This is a genomic window from Pseudomonas sp. CC120222-01a, assembly GCF_003097235.1.
Taxonomy (GTDB): Bacteria; Pseudomonadota; Gammaproteobacteria; order Pseudomonadales; family Pseudomonadaceae; genus Aquipseudomonas.
On record NZ_QEQQ01000007.1, the window covers coordinates 86,497 to 99,995 of the forward strand.

The following is a 13,499-nucleotide window of genomic DNA, read 5'->3' on the forward strand; positions in this document are numbered from 1 at the left end:
CTGCGAATGCAGCGGGAAATAGCCTTGTGTCCAAGGCGAGTACGACGCCGCCGCAGACCCTTGCGGGCCTGCAGCAACAAAAGGAGTTTTAGATGTCTCCGCCAGCATTTCTCGATTCATAACTTAAGCGCATGCGTGCGCCAAGGGTGCGGATAGGGTCAGGCGGAACCCAGCTGGGGTTGCTGTTACCCAGAATGAAATCGAGGTTGGCGCTGCGAATTCCGGAGATGTAGTCGGCCATGTAATATCCGAGGTAGGTGCCTTTCGCCACGCCTACACCATTGCACCCGCCGACCACAAAGAGGTTGTCATCGGCCTTCTTAAACACCGACTGGTGGTTCATGGTCATGCACAGCATACCACCCCAGGTAAACTCGAATTTCGTCTTGCGCAAGTTAGGGAAGCGCTGTTCAAAGGATTTTCGGTGTTGAATCCATGCCTTGTGCAAACCTTCATTAGAGCTGCTCAAGGACGGTTCGAAGTCCAGCACATTGCGGATGAAAATCCGGCGGTCTGGGGTCAGGCGAACAGTTGTTCCCGCAGGATGGGCAGAGGTGAGACCCCATGGTTGCACATCTTTGAAATGCGCTTCGTAATCAGCGTCATTCAGGGATTCTGTCAAGCTGGCATAGGTAAATACCGGAGCCAGGCGATTGCTTAGTAGGCCGAACTCTTCGGTGTAGGAGTTAGTAGTTTGGATAAGCAGTTTCGCCCGCACAGTGCCGCCAACGGCCGTTAGGATATGAGGGTGACCGTACTCACAAGAGATGATCGGGCTTTCCTCGAACAGATGAACTGTTTTGGGCAGTGCAGCTGCCACACCCCTCACCAGCGAGGATGGGTTCATCAGGATATTGCCGGGAGTATAGATGGCCCGCTGGTAGTAGTCTGTGCCGAGCCGTTTCTTCAGGTCCAAGGCATCTAGGTCTTGGTACTCAAAGTTTGAGGATTTAAGGGTGGTGACAAAGCTGTCGAGGCCACCCAAGTTCGAACTTTCGTGTGCGGCCATGTACTTGCCGGCGTTCTGCCAGCTGCATTCTATATTGTATCTGTCCTTGAAACCCCGCAGCCTCTCAATTGAGAAGGTGTTCAGCTTATGCAGTTGACGGTCATGCTCGACATCCGGCTGGCCGGCATCAAGGTTATGAGGCAGGTCAATAATAAAACCAGCATTGCGCCCCGATGTGCCTTGGCCTACGCGCAGCGCATCGATGATAGCGATTGACGCTTCAGGGTGGTTCTCAGCAAGTCGGTGTGCCAGCGATAATCCGGTGTAGCCGGAACCGATGATAGCGATGTCGAAGGTGTGGTCGCCTTTCAAGCGTCTGCCTAGCGTCACCTCGCGGCTTGGGGATGTCTCGTACCAACCCAGCTCGCCATCGATTTTTGGAAAATTTTTTATTTTTTGCATGGTACATGGCTCCAGTTATCTAATTGCAAGGTAAGGCTGGGGGCTGGCACATTCAAACGATATAAAGTCATGCAGGCATGCCAATTTGGCATGCTAGCTGTGCTACGCTAGCATTGGGAAAATGCTAAATTGATGGGGTTAAAATGGTTCCCAGCGTCTCAGGCCTGCCTCCGTTGCATGCCCTAATGTACTTCGAGGCAGTTGCAAGACTGCTCAGCTTCACGAAAGCTGCAGATGAACTGTGCGTGACTCAAAGCGCCGTCAGCAAGCAAGTGCGTAATCTGGAGCAGAGCTTGGGTTTCGCCCTGTTCGAACGGCATCATCGAAGCGTTAGACTGACTGCGGCGGGGGATGAACTGATTGCAGCCTGTCAGCCCTTGATTCGCGCTTTGCGAGAATGTGTTTCGCGAATTCGCCACAGCCACGGCGGGAACGTTGTTACGGTCATTTGCACACAGGCTGTGGCGCATTATTGGCTTTTCCCAAAAGTTGTCGAATTTAATCGCCTTAGGCCAGATTTAACCATTCACATTATTTCGACTAATGAAATTACTGCTGAAGCTTGTGCGGATCATGATCTTGGCGTGCTTTATGGGAAGGGGGGATGGAGTGGGCTGAACTGCGAGAAACTATATGATGAGGAGGTGTATCCAATATGTAGCATGGATTTCAAAAGCCCAGAGATCGAGAGGCCGGAGCAATTGCTGGGTTTAAAGTTGGTACAGTTGGACCCTCAAAAGTGGCACTGGATGAATTGGGAGGACTGGTTTAGTCACTTCGATGTAAAGTACATACCTGCGGCCAATGTGCTGGTCTATAATCAAGTTACGTTGACCTTGAATGCGAGTGCTCGCGGGCTTGGGGTTGCCCTCGGTTGGGACTTTATGACAAAGGACATGATTGATGGTGGGATGATTAGAAGGTTGGGCCCTTTTTCCTTTAAGACCGGACGTTCGGATTATCTTGTGTATGCTGCGGCAAAGCCATTGTCTCCAGCGGCGCAGTCATTTAGAGAGTATTTAATTGGGGCGGTAAATGCAGGGTGTAAAGATGGTTTTGTTTGAATCTTAGGATAGTAATTTTCTACTCAATAACGTTAGGGGTTGTTGTTTTTTTGCAAGTTGCAGGTAAGTATTTCGATTTAGTGATCGCATTGCTGCGAGTGCCTATAAATAGGTGTTAGAACCGTAACGCTTCACATCGCATGGCTACGCGATGTCAGTCCAGCAGGTGCTGGACCAAATAGCGACGAGCCTCGGAAGAATCTCGATAAGTTATTTATTTGCGAGTCCCGGGGACTGCGTGCAACCGCCGCGCCGAACTGATGCCCAAAAAGTATTGGTACCTCAGCCAAGAGTGCTGGGTTACACGTTAAAGATGAATTGCCGTTAGGCGCGACCGGCCAAGTCTCTTTGGTCTTGTCGGAATAGCGTGTCTGTCGATTTATGGTTATCAATCCGATTTGGTAATTGGGTCTACGTCAAGTTTGCTTGTGGGTGAGTTATGATTGTATCAAAAGCTATTTATAACTTATTCAGTGCAGTCGTTTTCTGGCTTGTTGCGAAAAGATTTCAATTGGTTTTCTGGGCGACTTTTTGAATAATGGCTTGCACAGTAACGTAAGGTGCTGCGAGGGTTTTATTAATGACTCGAGCTAGGCAGTGACGAATTTTAGATTTGCGAGTTATTAAAGTTCACCTAGGTTTTCGTGACTACCATGTCACCCTCATCTACCGCCTCTCGTCAGGCTTTTGGTCTCGTTTCCTGTTTGGTGCAGAATGCAAGGTAAACTTGCTTGTTGCCGTCCATCCATTTGGACTCGCGCACTACTAGGACTTCGAAGCTACGATTTCTCGCTATCAAGCGTCAAGGTCGTAAGGATGGACTTGTCATGGAGTAGTGCGACGCAGAGCCTCACTGCTATCGGCTCGGAATCGGTGATTAAGATGTCACCGGCAAGGATGGCGCGTGAGCGCAATTCCTCCCTACAAATGGCTAGCGGTAACATGCCGGTGTGGTGCCGGACGAGTAATTGCGAGCGAAGTGCTTGACAGCTATAGCCAGGCCATGAAAATCTACCAACTAGTAGGTAGGCATCAGGGAGGTCTGGAAATGAGTCAAAATCTGAATGGCATTGACGTGGAAGCCTTGCAGGGCTTTGCAAGGTTGGTTGAATCGAAAGCGGAGAAGGGCGCAGTCCGCTTCGGCGTGGCGACACAATGGAAGGGTGGGACCCACTCGGTCACGGAGGTGTCCAGCTATGAGTTGGGCGGCGTGAAAATTGATCGCAATTTCGAGATTGCCGTTGATGAGCCGGTCGAATTGCTTGGTCGTAATAAAGCAGCGAACCCCCAAGAGCTGCTATTGGCGGCGATGAATGCCTGCATGACGGTTGGCTATGTAGCGACCGCTGCCATGATGGGCGTAACGATTAGCTCACTCACGATCAAAGCGTCAGGGATGCTGGACCTGCGCGGCTTCCTTGATTTGAATCAGCAGATAAAACCTGGATACGATAGTTTGGATTACGAGGTGATTGTAGAAGGTGACGGGACGCCAGAGCAGTTCTCACAAATACACGAGGCAGTGGTCCGCACGTCGCCAAACCGCTGGAACATCGCAAATGCTATCCGGCTGAATGCGAAATTGACAATCAACGTAGCGTCGAACGCGGCGGAGGTCGGGTGATGAGTATGGAGCTAATTTACGTCACCGATCCTTATTGCATATGGTGTTTCGGTTTTGCGCAAACCATACACACCGTCGCCAACGAGAACAGGGGCCGGTTGGCGGTTAGTGTCCTGAACGGCGGTATGATTCCGTCAGATATGCCGCTTGCGACTATGTTCGCTCGCTTTCCAGATCCAGTTGGTCTTCATCAGCGAGTCATGGATATGTCGGGCCAGCAGTTCGGGGCATCTTACATGGCGGAAATAGCCGCGTTCCGCACTAGCAAGAGAATTCTCAACTCTACTATGCCTGCCAGGGCGACAGCCACCTTGCGGCGGCTGGGTGTGGAAGACGAATTGGGAATAGCCACAGCGATCCAAGAAGCATACTATCATGATAACAAAGACTTGCAGGTCATTGAGACATATGCCCCGATAGCTAATAGATTCGGCGTCAGATTTTCCACATTCAGGAATTTGATCGAGACAGACGAAATCAGTCAAGATGTTTGGGTTGAGCGGCAGACGATTCAACGCATGGGACTTCAAGGTTTCCCAGCGGTCATTTTGAAGATCGAAGATAAGGCAGTGCTAATTGGCAGCGGCTTCATGCCCGCCGAAAATCTTAGGGAAAATTTGCTAAAGGCTACAGGCTGGGAGATGACTGAAGTCTTAGGCGCAATGTGTGGTCTCGATGGTAAAGGCTGTTAGCTTGGAGTAATATGCTATCTTTTGTCTGTGAGAGTAGAAAATGGGTGATCGACGTTCTGAGATACTTTCTGCAGCAGAGCGTCTTGTCAGGGGGCGCGGATATTCAGGTTTCAGCTATGCCGACTTGTCAGAAACGATAGGGATTCGGAAACCAAGCATCCATCATCACTTCTCTACTAAGGAAGAGCTTGTCCTAGCCGTCCTCGAACAATATCGCTTGAGGTACGCGGACCAGCTCGCCCTAATTACTAAGGCGCATGCAAACGCCCTGGATCAGATCGAAGCATACGGCAAACTTTACCTTGAAGGTGCCCGGCAAGGTTTGGGCTGTCTGTGCGCTGCGCTCAATGCCGAACGGGAAGTCGTGCCCGCAGCGTTGAATGTAGGCGTCAACTCATTCTTTGGCGAGCACCTTGAGTGGCTTTCACGCGGATTAGCTGAGGGGCAGAATCGCGGCGATATCACTCGCCGTCTTTCTGCTACACAAGGCGCAAATTTAATTCTCGCGACACTTGAGGGTGCACTGCTTGTCCAGCGCGCGATTGACGGTAGCGATAGCATTACTATGAACTTGGCGTCGCTACGTGTCACGCTTGCAGCATAATCAGCAAAAAAATGAGCACAGAGAGACTCACTATGTATGCTGCTTTACCGAAAAATATCGTCAGAGGCGTGGCCTAATTCAGCCTGCACGTCTACAAAAGCCCGTATCAGACGAAATTATCATGCTGGTCTCAATCCTTTAGTAAACGGCGCACCCGCGACAATGTTGACTCCGATATCGTGCGTTCATCTAGAGCGATATCAATGTGAATGACCCCGTTTACGGCAGGGTACCGCATCCTGAAGAACTCGATCCGGGTTAGTGACGCTGCCAACTCCTATCACCTGCCTTCCTATACCGTTACCGATCTGTCGATGAAGTTCGACCTGCCAAAGATGGCGGGTCCGGACACGTCAGTGGCGTTTGTGGTGCGCAATGTGTTCGATCGCACCTACGACCCGTCTTCTGCCGTGGAAGGCAGCATGCGCGTGCTGGTGGGCGAACCGCGCCGCTTCGAAATGAGGTGACGATCGAGTTTTAAACTGCGCACATGCTGCTCATGTCGAAGACTTGGCTTCATGCGCCGCTTTCAGCCTGCTGACATGGTCCAGGTGTGACCGCAGGAACTGCGCGGCTTGCTCGCGCTGACCGGACTCGATCAGGTCGAGCAGTTCGATGTGTTCTCGGCATTGCTGGATCAGCGTGGCCTGTCCACGTTGGCTTTGTAGGCCATGAAGCGGCGCAACTGATTCTGTCTGCGGATAGACTCCAGGAAGAACGGGTTGCCCGAACAGCGCACGATCAGCTCATGTAGCTGGGCGCCAATCTGAAACAGTTGCGAGCGGGAAAGGGTGAAGATATCACGGCCAGCAACGCTTCCTGAGTCTTGCGCGCCTGGCGAGAGCTGCTGTTTGAGGCCCTCGTGAAGCGGGCCTGGTTTCATTGGATCTATTTAGGATCCAATGTTGATAACCCGTAATTGCTGAGTATTAGCACCAAATTTTTACGCGCGACAGGATGTGACGCCTACGAACTCCGCCTAAGAGCACCTCGTCATAACTATATTAAGAAGTTTCTGAGTCCATTCCACGCTTCATACATTCGTATAGTACTGCGTGGGTGGATTTTGGAATCTGCCGATGGCGAGTAAACATCAAGGTACATAAGCTCTGGTTTAGAACACCGAACGTCATTCAGACGCTGCCTACATCTTGGGCAGTCAGCCGGAAGCCAACAGCATGTCAGCGAAACTCGATTTGTCGATGTTACCCAACAAGCCTTTATGGTTCGCGCCCAGTGAATCGCGCGCGCAGCTCGATGGCGCTATCCAGGCTGACGTGGTCATCGTCGGTGCCGGGTACACCGGATTATGGACGGCCTACTATCTGCTCAAGGCCGACCCATCGTTGAAGGTAGTGTTGCTTGAAAAACGTGAAGTCGGCTTTGGTGCATCTGGGCGCAACGGCGGCTGGGCGTCGGCGATTTTTCCGATCTCGTTGCATCGCGTTGAGCAGCTGTATTCCCATCACGCCGCTTTGCACCTGCAGGCAGCGATGAACGAGACAGTCGATGAGATTGGCCGGGTACTGGCGCTTGAAGGCGTCGATGCCGACTACGCCAAGCAAGGGTTCCTGTCGTTGGCCCGTAGTGCACCTCAGATGGCCCGAGTGCGGACAGCAGTGGAGAGCTCTGCGCGATTTGGTTTGCCGGACCAATGGCGTTTGCTGGAGGGATCTGAGGCCATTGAAAAAACCGGCGCACGCGGAACGCTTGGCGCCCTGTACACCGAGCATTGCGCATTGATCCATCCTGGCAAGCTGGTGCGGGGATTGGCCAAACTCGTCGAAAGCATGGGCGCGAAGATCTACGAGCAGTCGGCCGTCACCCAAATGGCCCCGGGCGTTGTGCATACTGAACGCGGCTCGGTACGCGCCGAAATGACCGTGCGTGCCACTGAGGCCTTCACTTCTCAGCAGCCGGGCAAATCGCGCTTCGTCATTCCGCTTTACTCGCTGGTGCTAGCCACCGAGCCGCTGCCGCGTCAGTTGCTGGCCAGGCTGAACCTGGACCATCGCATGGCCTTCAACGACATGCGCCATCTGCGCGTCTACGGCCAGGTCACTGCGGAAGGCCGGCTGGTGTTTGGCGGCCGTGGTGCACCCTACAAATGGGGTTCGGTCATGCCCGAGCAGGCCGACCTGGTCGACAGCATTCACGGGAAGATCTACGACACCATGACTGAGTTCTTCCCGGAGCTGGCCAGTGTCCGCGTTACTCACCGCTGGGGCGGCGCGTTGGGCGTGTCCCGCGACTGGTGCCCGACAGTCAGCATCGACCGCAACAATCGTATGGCCTGGGCCGGCAACTATGTTGGCGATGGCGTGGCCACCAGCAACTTAGCCGGGCGTCTGCTGCGCAACCTGATTCTGGGGCATGACGAGGATATCAACACACTGCCTTTGGTCAACCACCGCTCACCCTCCTGGGAGCCGGAGCCGCTGCGTTGGTTTGGTATCAACAGCGGCCTGGCGGCAGCGTCCCTCAGCGATATGGAAGAGCGTTACACCCACAAACCCTCACGCACCGCGATGTTGCTGGAAAAGCTCACGGGCGCTCATTGATAAGGAAAAATTCCATGCCTTCGTTCACCATCATCAAGCATGCCGACATCAAAACCCTGCCACTGGCCCCGAAAGGCCAGCGCGCTGGCGCCGACAAGGGCGATCCGCAGATCGCCATCCAGACACTGGCCCCCGAGGCCGTTGGCAACCTCGGTGTGTGGGAGTGCCAGCCAGGTGGCTGGCCGGTAGTCAACCGACCTGACACTGAATTCACTTACATCATTTCGGGCAAGGCGCTGCTCACCGATGACAGCACCAAAGAAGTGGTGGAAGTCACTGCTGGCGACCTGATCATCCTGCCTCCGGGCTGGACCGGGCGCTGGGATGTGCTTGATACCGTGCGCAAGGTCTACGCCATCTACTGATTTGCTCCCCGTGGAGATGGCCTTTCGCAACGCAAGGCCGCTCCTACAGGACTGTGATCCAATCCGTATAACGTGTTCGGAACAATACAATGACCCAAAGCATTACGAACTGGATCTCTGGCGCGCGCGCCGAGACGACCAGCGGCCAGCAACTGCCGGTCTACAATCCGGCCACTGGCGCGGTCACCGGCCAGGTCCAGCTTTCGGCACAGCAGGATGTGGATGCTGCTGTGTCCTCGGCCAAGGCGGCCTTCCCGGCCTGGAGCAACCTGTCGCCGCTGCGCCGTTCGCGGGTGCTGAACAAGTTCCTGGCGTTGCTCAATGATCACCGTGACGATCTGGCCCGGATGATCACCGCCGAGCACGGCAAGGTCTTCACCGACGCACAGGGCGAAGTGATGCGCGGCATCGAGATTGTCGAGTTTGCCTGCGGCGCGCCGCAACTGCTGAAGACCGACTTCACCGACCAGGTCAGCACCAACATCGATAACTGGACCCTGCGCCAGCCGCTGGGCGTGGTCACCGGCATTACCCCGTTCAACTTTCCGGTGATGGTGCCAATGTGGATGTTCCCGGTCGCTTTGGCCACCGGCAACACCTTCGTGCTTAAGCCAAGCCCGCTGGATCCGAGCCCGAGCTTGTTCATCGCCGAGCTTCTGAAACAGGCCGGCCTGCCGGACGGTGTGTTCAACGTGGTGCAGGGCGACAAGGACGCGGTCAACGCGCTGATCGAGCACCCGGACGTTCAAGCGGTATCCTTCGTTGGATCTACACCGATCGCTAACCATATCTATGAAACGGGAGCTCGCCACGGCAAGCGCGTGCAAGCCTTGGGTGGGGCGAAGAACCATTTGGTGGTGATGCCCGATGCTGACATCGACCAAGTCGTCGATGCGCTGATCGGTGCGGCTTACGGTTCCGCTGGCGAGCGCTGCATGGCGATCAGCGTGGCGGTGTTCGTCGGTGACGATGCCGCTGAGAAAGTGATGCCCAAGCTGATCGAGCGCACCCGCGAGCTGAAAGTGCTCAACGGCACTAACCTCGAAGCCGAGATGGGCCCGATCGTTACTCGTGCGGCGCTTGAGCGCATCACCGGTTACATCGATCAAGGTGTGCAAGAGGGCGCGAAGCTGCTGGTCGACGGGCGCAACTTCAACGGCCAGACCGCCGGTGAAGGCTGCGGCGATGGCTTCTGGCTCGGCGGCACGCTGTTCGACAACGTTACCCCGGACATGCGCATCTATAAGGAAGAGATCTTCGGCCCAGTGCTGACTTGCCTGCGCGTGAAAGACTTCGCCGAGGCAGTCGACCTGATCAACGCCCATGAATTTGGCAACGGCGTCAGCTTGTACACCCGTGACGGCCACATCGCCCGTGAGTTCGGCCGCCGCATCCAGGTCGGTATGGTCGGCATCAATGTGCCGATTCCGGTACCGATGGCCTGGCATGGCTTTGGTGGCTGGAAGAAGAGTCTGTTCGGCGACATGCATGCCTATGGCGAAGAAGGGGTGCGCTTCTATACCAAGCAGAAGAGCATCATGCAGCGCTGGCCGCAGGCGATCGCCAAAGGAGCAGAGTTCGCGATGCCGACAAGCCATTAAGGCGTTCGGCTAATCGAAACGTACAACCCCGACCATGCGGCGGGGTTGTCGTTTTCCAGCATAAAAAGCTGTAGGAGTCGGCTTGTCGGAGATCAGGCCGATACAGGCAGCGCCAACGTCGTTTGGCTGCAATGACCTCATTTCCGACAAGTCGATTTCTACATGGATTTTGCGATATCTGTTCCCTCAAGCAAGCCGCAGTTCCTGCCCGCCTGAATCGCAATCCAGAGCCGCGCGATGCCTTCGGTGGAGGTCGCTTTGATGCCGGTCAGTTGCCCCACCAGTTTCATACGGTAAACGAGCGTTTGCCGGTGAACCTCTAGGTCGATCGCCGTGGCCTTCCAGTTACCGTCGTTGGCCAGGAACGTGATCAGGGTGTTCAGCAGCCTGGCGTTGTTCACCCGATCGTACTCGATCAACGCTCCAAGGTAACGGCCTACTAGCGCTCGTGCTTCGGGCAATGATTTCGGTGCCATGACCAGTCCGGTATCGATGTCACCATAACGCAATGCCAGTGCGCCCGTTTCCTGCGCCTGAGCCAGCGCCAGGCGTGCCTGACGGAGGCTTTCGCGCAAACCGGTAGCCGTTGCGATCGGGCCGCTGACGCCGATTACGGTGCTGCTGCCCAGGCTGTCGAGCAGGTTATTGATCATGGCCGGATTATCACAGCTGAGAGCCAGAAGCAGATCGTCCGCTTCTAGTAGCAAGGGGCAGGCCAGGTGCAGGGCAGGGGCTTGGTGGACTTCGCTCGCATTCCATGGACCTGCGGCGCCTGGCTTGATAGCTAGGGACACCAGCGTACCATCAAAGCCCTTGCGTTTCAGGGTGGGCCGAGCGATGGCGAACTCGGTCTCGTTGTCGAGCAGGCTACGCAGCAAGGCAGCGCCCTCCATGCGCTGGGTGTCGCGGTGAATCATCTCTCGTTCGAGTTCGACCCCAAGCAATCCCACCAGTGAACGTACCAGAATCGAGTCATCCAGCGAGCCCTTTGGGCGGCGCCCGATCAACAGGTTGGCGTTGGCGCGGCCAGCGATAGGAATACGCTCGAGCCCATGGCTGGCACTCGGGTTGCCTTGTCTGGCTTCGACAATACAGATGCCGCTGACGGCATCCTCGATGGCCAGGTCCAGATCCAGGGTCTGGGCCAGCACCGCAAGGCGGCCGCCCATGTCCGCTTCACGCCGCAGTGCCTCGGCATAGGTGTGGAACAACCGCTCGCTGGCATTGAAGCGTTCGCGTTGTGCCTGCAGCACGCTTTCGATGACTAAGTGCGAGAGCTTGACGAACTCAAGCTCGAAGCTTGCGTGGATGATCGGGAAATACATCCGGTCGGCTGCTTCGAGCATCTGGGGTGTCAGCGGCGGCGCATCGGGCCTGGGGGCGATCACCAAGGCGCTGGCATTGCTTTGCTGCAGTTGCTCCAGCCAGTCGACTTGGGCGTGGGCAGTCGAAGGCAGGCCTACACCGGTTGTCATCACCAGATCGCCAGGTGAGACCCAGCGCCAGGGGTCTGGCAGCTCGACGGTGTGTGCCCATCTGATGACCCTGCTGCTGCCACCTGAGCCTGCGACGATCTCCAGTCTGAGCAACTCCATGGCAGCGAGTTCATGCACAGTAAGCATGTAGTCCTCCGGTACGGCTTTGCCGTCGCCAGCTATATTCTGAAGCTTCCTACCAACTGCTGTAACCGATTGGCCTGCTGGTCCAGTTCGGCACACGCGCGCAAGGTCGATTGCAGGTTTTGTACGCCATCTTGGTTGAGGGTATTGATTTCGCTGATATCCATGTTCAGCGAGTCGACTACGGCGGTCTGCTCTTCAGTGGCAGTTGCAACGGACTGATTCATCCCGTCGATTTCGCTGATACGTTGAGTCACGCTGCCTAGGTGCAGGCCCGCCTGGTTGGCAACTTCCATGCTCTGTTCGCTATACCGCTGGCTGTCGTTCATGGTGGTGACTGCGTCATGTGCGCCGATTTGCAGTTCTTCAATCATCTGCTGGATTTCCTGTGCCGATTCCTGTGTACGGTGGGCCAGGTTGCGCACCTCGTCGGCCACCACTGCAAAGCCGCGGCCTGCCTCCCCGGCGCGAGCCGCTTCGATGGCAGCGTTCAGAGCCAGCAGGTTGGTCTGTTGGGAAATGCTTTTGATCACTTCGAGGATTTGGCCGATGTTGACCGTCTTGCTATTGAGCGACTCGATGTTGCTGCAGCAGGCGCGGATCTTGCCAGACAGCTCGTTGATCTTGGAGATGGTGTGTTCAACCACTTGCAAGCCTTCATCGGCCAGACCGCGCGCAGACGAGGCCTGTTGCGAGGCGTCTGCAGCGTTGCGGGCGATTTCCTGGGCGGTGGCGCCCAGTTCGTTGATCGCTGCGGCAACGGTATTGGTACGGCTTGCCTGATTGTCGGAGTTGTTCATCGACGCATTCGAGGCGTCGAGTACCCGACGAGCGACCAGGTTGACCTGTGCGGTGGTCGAGGACACTTCTCGGATCGAGCTGTGCACGCGCTCGACAAACTGATTGAAGGCCTGGGCCAGTTCGCCGAACTCGTCCTGACTGTGAATGGCCAGGCGCTGGGTAAGGTCGCCCTCACCATTGGCAATGTCCCGCATGGCACGGCCCATGGCATGTAGCGGCTGCATCAGCACCCTAATCAGCATGCCCAGCAGCAGGATGATCAATATCACGGCGATCACAGTGGCCATCAGGGCTGAAGTGCGCAGTTGATCCAGGGTGCTGTAGGCCTTGCCTTTGTCCACGGCTACGCCGATGTACCAGTTGACCGAGGGCAAACCATTGATAGGGGTGAAGGTCATGATTTGCGTGCGGCCGTCGACCGAAACTTCGGTCAGGCCGCCACCTATGCTCGGCGTGTTATGCGGGAATGCGTCATGCAAGGTTCTCATCATCAAGTCTTTTTGCGGATGCGCCAGGATCTTGCCGTCGGCGCTAACCAGAAAGGCGTAGCCCATGCCGTCGAAGTTCAGGGCGTTGATGATTTTCACCAGTGCATCGAGGCTGAGGTCGCCACCGGCCACGCCCAGGGAGTGCACGGGGGTGGCGATGGTCATGGTCAGCTGTCCGGTGGTGACATCGACATAGGGTTCGGTCAGGGCTGTACCACCGGCGCTTTGGGCGCTTTTGTACCAAGGGCGGCTGCGTGGGTCGTAGCCATCGGGCCGGACAGTGGGCTTGTTGATTGCAAACGTGCCGTCCTGGGTGCCGAGGTAGGTGAAAACGAAGGTAGCGCTCAGCACCTGTTGCTCCAGCAGCCGTTGGATGGCGCCGGTTGAGGGGTTGGCAGCCAGCGATTCACCCATGCTTTCGAGGAGCAGTACGCGGCCGGAAACCCAGTTCTGAATGTTGCTGGCGGTAACCGACCCCATCTCCTGCAGGCTGTGCTCGAGGTCCGTACTCACCGCGTTGCGTTGCAAATGGTCGTTGTAAAAGGTGAACAGAGAAATGGCTGCGATCACCACCAGGGAGGCGGCCAGCAGGATTTTTTGGCTGAAGCTCAGTTTTCTTGTCATGTTCGCTGGCGTCCCTGATGTGACGCAGTCCTGTTCTGAGTGTGA

The 13,499-nt window shown here is 55.7% G+C and carries 11 protein-coding genes and 2 pseudogenes; 8 read left to right on the top strand and 5 right to left on the bottom strand.

The window, feature by feature from the left end:
* Positions 1-88: 88 nt before the first annotated feature.
* Positions 89-1,411: an FAD-binding oxidoreductase gene (locus tag N430_RS11565; RefSeq protein ID WP_110639094.1), complete on the bottom strand. Its 1,323-nt coding sequence runs from the start codon at positions 1,409-1,411 to the stop codon at positions 89-91.
* 143 nt (positions 1,412-1,554) lie between these two features.
* Here N430_RS11565 and N430_RS11570 point away from each other — a divergent pair, with 143 nt between their 5' ends.
* From N430_RS11570 to N430_RS11590, 5 genes are all read left to right on the top strand, one after another.
* The gene (locus N430_RS11570) at positions 1,555-2,475 is read left to right on the top strand and encodes a LysR substrate-binding domain-containing protein (protein ID WP_110639093.1); all 921 of its coding nucleotides are present in this window, start codon (positions 1,555-1,557) and stop codon (positions 2,473-2,475) included.
* Between the two features lie 1,048 nt (positions 2,476-3,523).
* Positions 3,524-4,099: an OsmC family protein gene (locus tag N430_RS11575; protein ID WP_110639092.1), complete on the top strand. Its 576-nt coding sequence runs from the start codon at positions 3,524-3,526 to the stop codon at positions 4,097-4,099.
* Positions 4,099-4,791 (top strand): DsbA family protein, encoded by a 693-nt coding sequence (locus tag N430_RS11580; protein WP_110639091.1) that lies wholly within the window; start codon positions 4,099-4,101, stop codon positions 4,789-4,791. Before N430_RS11575 ends, N430_RS11580 begins: the two co-directional genes overlap by 1 nt.
* 40 nt (positions 4,792-4,831) lie before the next feature.
* Positions 4,832-5,395: a TetR/AcrR family transcriptional regulator gene (locus tag N430_RS11585; protein ID WP_110639090.1), complete on the top strand. Its 564-nt coding sequence runs from the start codon at positions 4,832-4,834 to the stop codon at positions 5,393-5,395.
* 209 nt (positions 5,396-5,604) lie between these two features.
* Positions 5,605-5,862, top strand: a complete 258-nt coding sequence (locus N430_RS11590; RefSeq protein WP_110639089.1) for a TonB-dependent receptor — start codon at positions 5,605-5,607, stop codon at positions 5,860-5,862.
* Positions 5,863-5,892: 30 nt separating this feature from the next.
* Here N430_RS11590 and N430_RS29695 read toward each other — a convergent pair.
* Positions 5,893-6,235: pseudogene (locus N430_RS29695) on the bottom strand (FCD domain-containing protein); the annotation flags it as partial.
* A gap of 338 nt (positions 6,236-6,573) precedes the next feature.
* On the opposite strand from N430_RS29695, the gene N430_RS11600 reads away from it, so the two are divergent.
* The 3 genes from N430_RS11600 to N430_RS11610 all read left to right on the top strand — a co-directional run bounded on the left by N430_RS11600 (position 6,574) and on the right by N430_RS11610 (position 9,922).
* Positions 6,574-7,956, top strand: a complete 1,383-nt coding sequence (locus N430_RS11600; protein WP_110638758.1) for an FAD-binding oxidoreductase — start codon at positions 6,574-6,576, stop codon at positions 7,954-7,956.
* 14 nt (positions 7,957-7,970) lie between these two features.
* Positions 7,971-8,321, top strand: coding sequence for a cupin domain-containing protein (locus tag N430_RS11605; RefSeq protein WP_110638757.1), 351 nt, complete (start codon positions 7,971-7,973; stop codon positions 8,319-8,321).
* An 89-nt stretch (positions 8,322-8,410) separates the two neighbouring features.
* Positions 8,411-9,922 (top strand): CoA-acylating methylmalonate-semialdehyde dehydrogenase, encoded by a 1,512-nt coding sequence (locus N430_RS11610; protein WP_110638756.1) that lies wholly within the window; start codon positions 8,411-8,413, stop codon positions 9,920-9,922.
* A 158-nt stretch (positions 9,923-10,080) separates the two neighbouring features.
* On the opposite strand, the gene N430_RS11615 is transcribed toward N430_RS11610, so the two are convergent.
* The 3 genes and pseudogenes from N430_RS11615 to N430_RS29985 all read right to left on the bottom strand — a co-directional run.
* Complete coding sequence (locus N430_RS11615) at positions 10,081-11,544, bottom strand: PucR family transcriptional regulator (RefSeq protein WP_110638755.1); 1,464 nt, start codon at positions 11,542-11,544, stop codon at positions 10,081-10,083.
* A gap of 32 nt (positions 11,545-11,576) precedes the next feature.
* Complete coding sequence (locus tag N430_RS29980) at positions 11,577-12,341, bottom strand: methyl-accepting chemotaxis protein (protein ID WP_371922774.1); 765 nt, start codon at positions 12,339-12,341, stop codon at positions 11,577-11,579.
* Positions 12,342-12,434: 93 nt separating this feature from the next.
* Positions 12,435-13,454: pseudogene (locus tag N430_RS29985) on the bottom strand (cache domain-containing protein); the annotation flags it as partial.
* Between the last annotated feature and the right edge of the window lie 45 nt (positions 13,455-13,499).

What these genes read in the sequence shown, in the direction of transcription:
- N430_RS11565 (WP_110639094.1), bottom strand. Translation starts at nt 1,411, where the DNA reads ATGCAAAAAATAAAAAATTTTCCAAAAATCGATGGCGAGCTGGGTTGG.
- N430_RS11570 (WP_110639093.1), top strand. Translation starts at nt 1,555, where the DNA reads ATGGTTCCCAGCGTCTCAGGCCTGCCTCCGTTGCATGCCCTAATGTAC.
- N430_RS11575 (WP_110639092.1), top strand. Translation starts at nt 3,524, where the DNA reads ATGAGTCAAAATCTGAATGGCATTGACGTGGAAGCCTTGCAGGGCTTT.
- N430_RS11580 (WP_110639091.1), top strand. Translation starts at nt 4,099, where the DNA reads ATGAGTATGGAGCTAATTTACGTCACCGATCCTTATTGCATATGGTGT.
- N430_RS11585 (WP_110639090.1), top strand. Translation starts at nt 4,832, where the DNA reads ATGGGTGATCGACGTTCTGAGATACTTTCTGCAGCAGAGCGTCTTGTC.
- N430_RS11590 (WP_110639089.1), top strand. Translation starts at nt 5,605, where the DNA reads ATGACCCCGTTTACGGCAGGGTACCGCATCCTGAAGAACTCGATCCGG.
- N430_RS11600 (WP_110638758.1), top strand. Translation starts at nt 6,574, where the DNA reads ATGTCAGCGAAACTCGATTTGTCGATGTTACCCAACAAGCCTTTATGG.
- N430_RS11605 (WP_110638757.1), top strand. Translation starts at nt 7,971, where the DNA reads ATGCCTTCGTTCACCATCATCAAGCATGCCGACATCAAAACCCTGCCA.
- N430_RS11610 (WP_110638756.1), top strand. Translation starts at nt 8,411, where the DNA reads ATGACCCAAAGCATTACGAACTGGATCTCTGGCGCGCGCGCCGAGACG.
- N430_RS11615 (WP_110638755.1), bottom strand. Translation starts at nt 11,544, where the DNA reads ATGCTTACTGTGCATGAACTCGCTGCCATGGAGTTGCTCAGACTGGAG.
- N430_RS29980 (WP_371922774.1), bottom strand. Translation starts at nt 12,341, where the DNA reads ATGAACAACTCCGACAATCAGGCAAGCCGTACCAATACCGTTGCCGCA.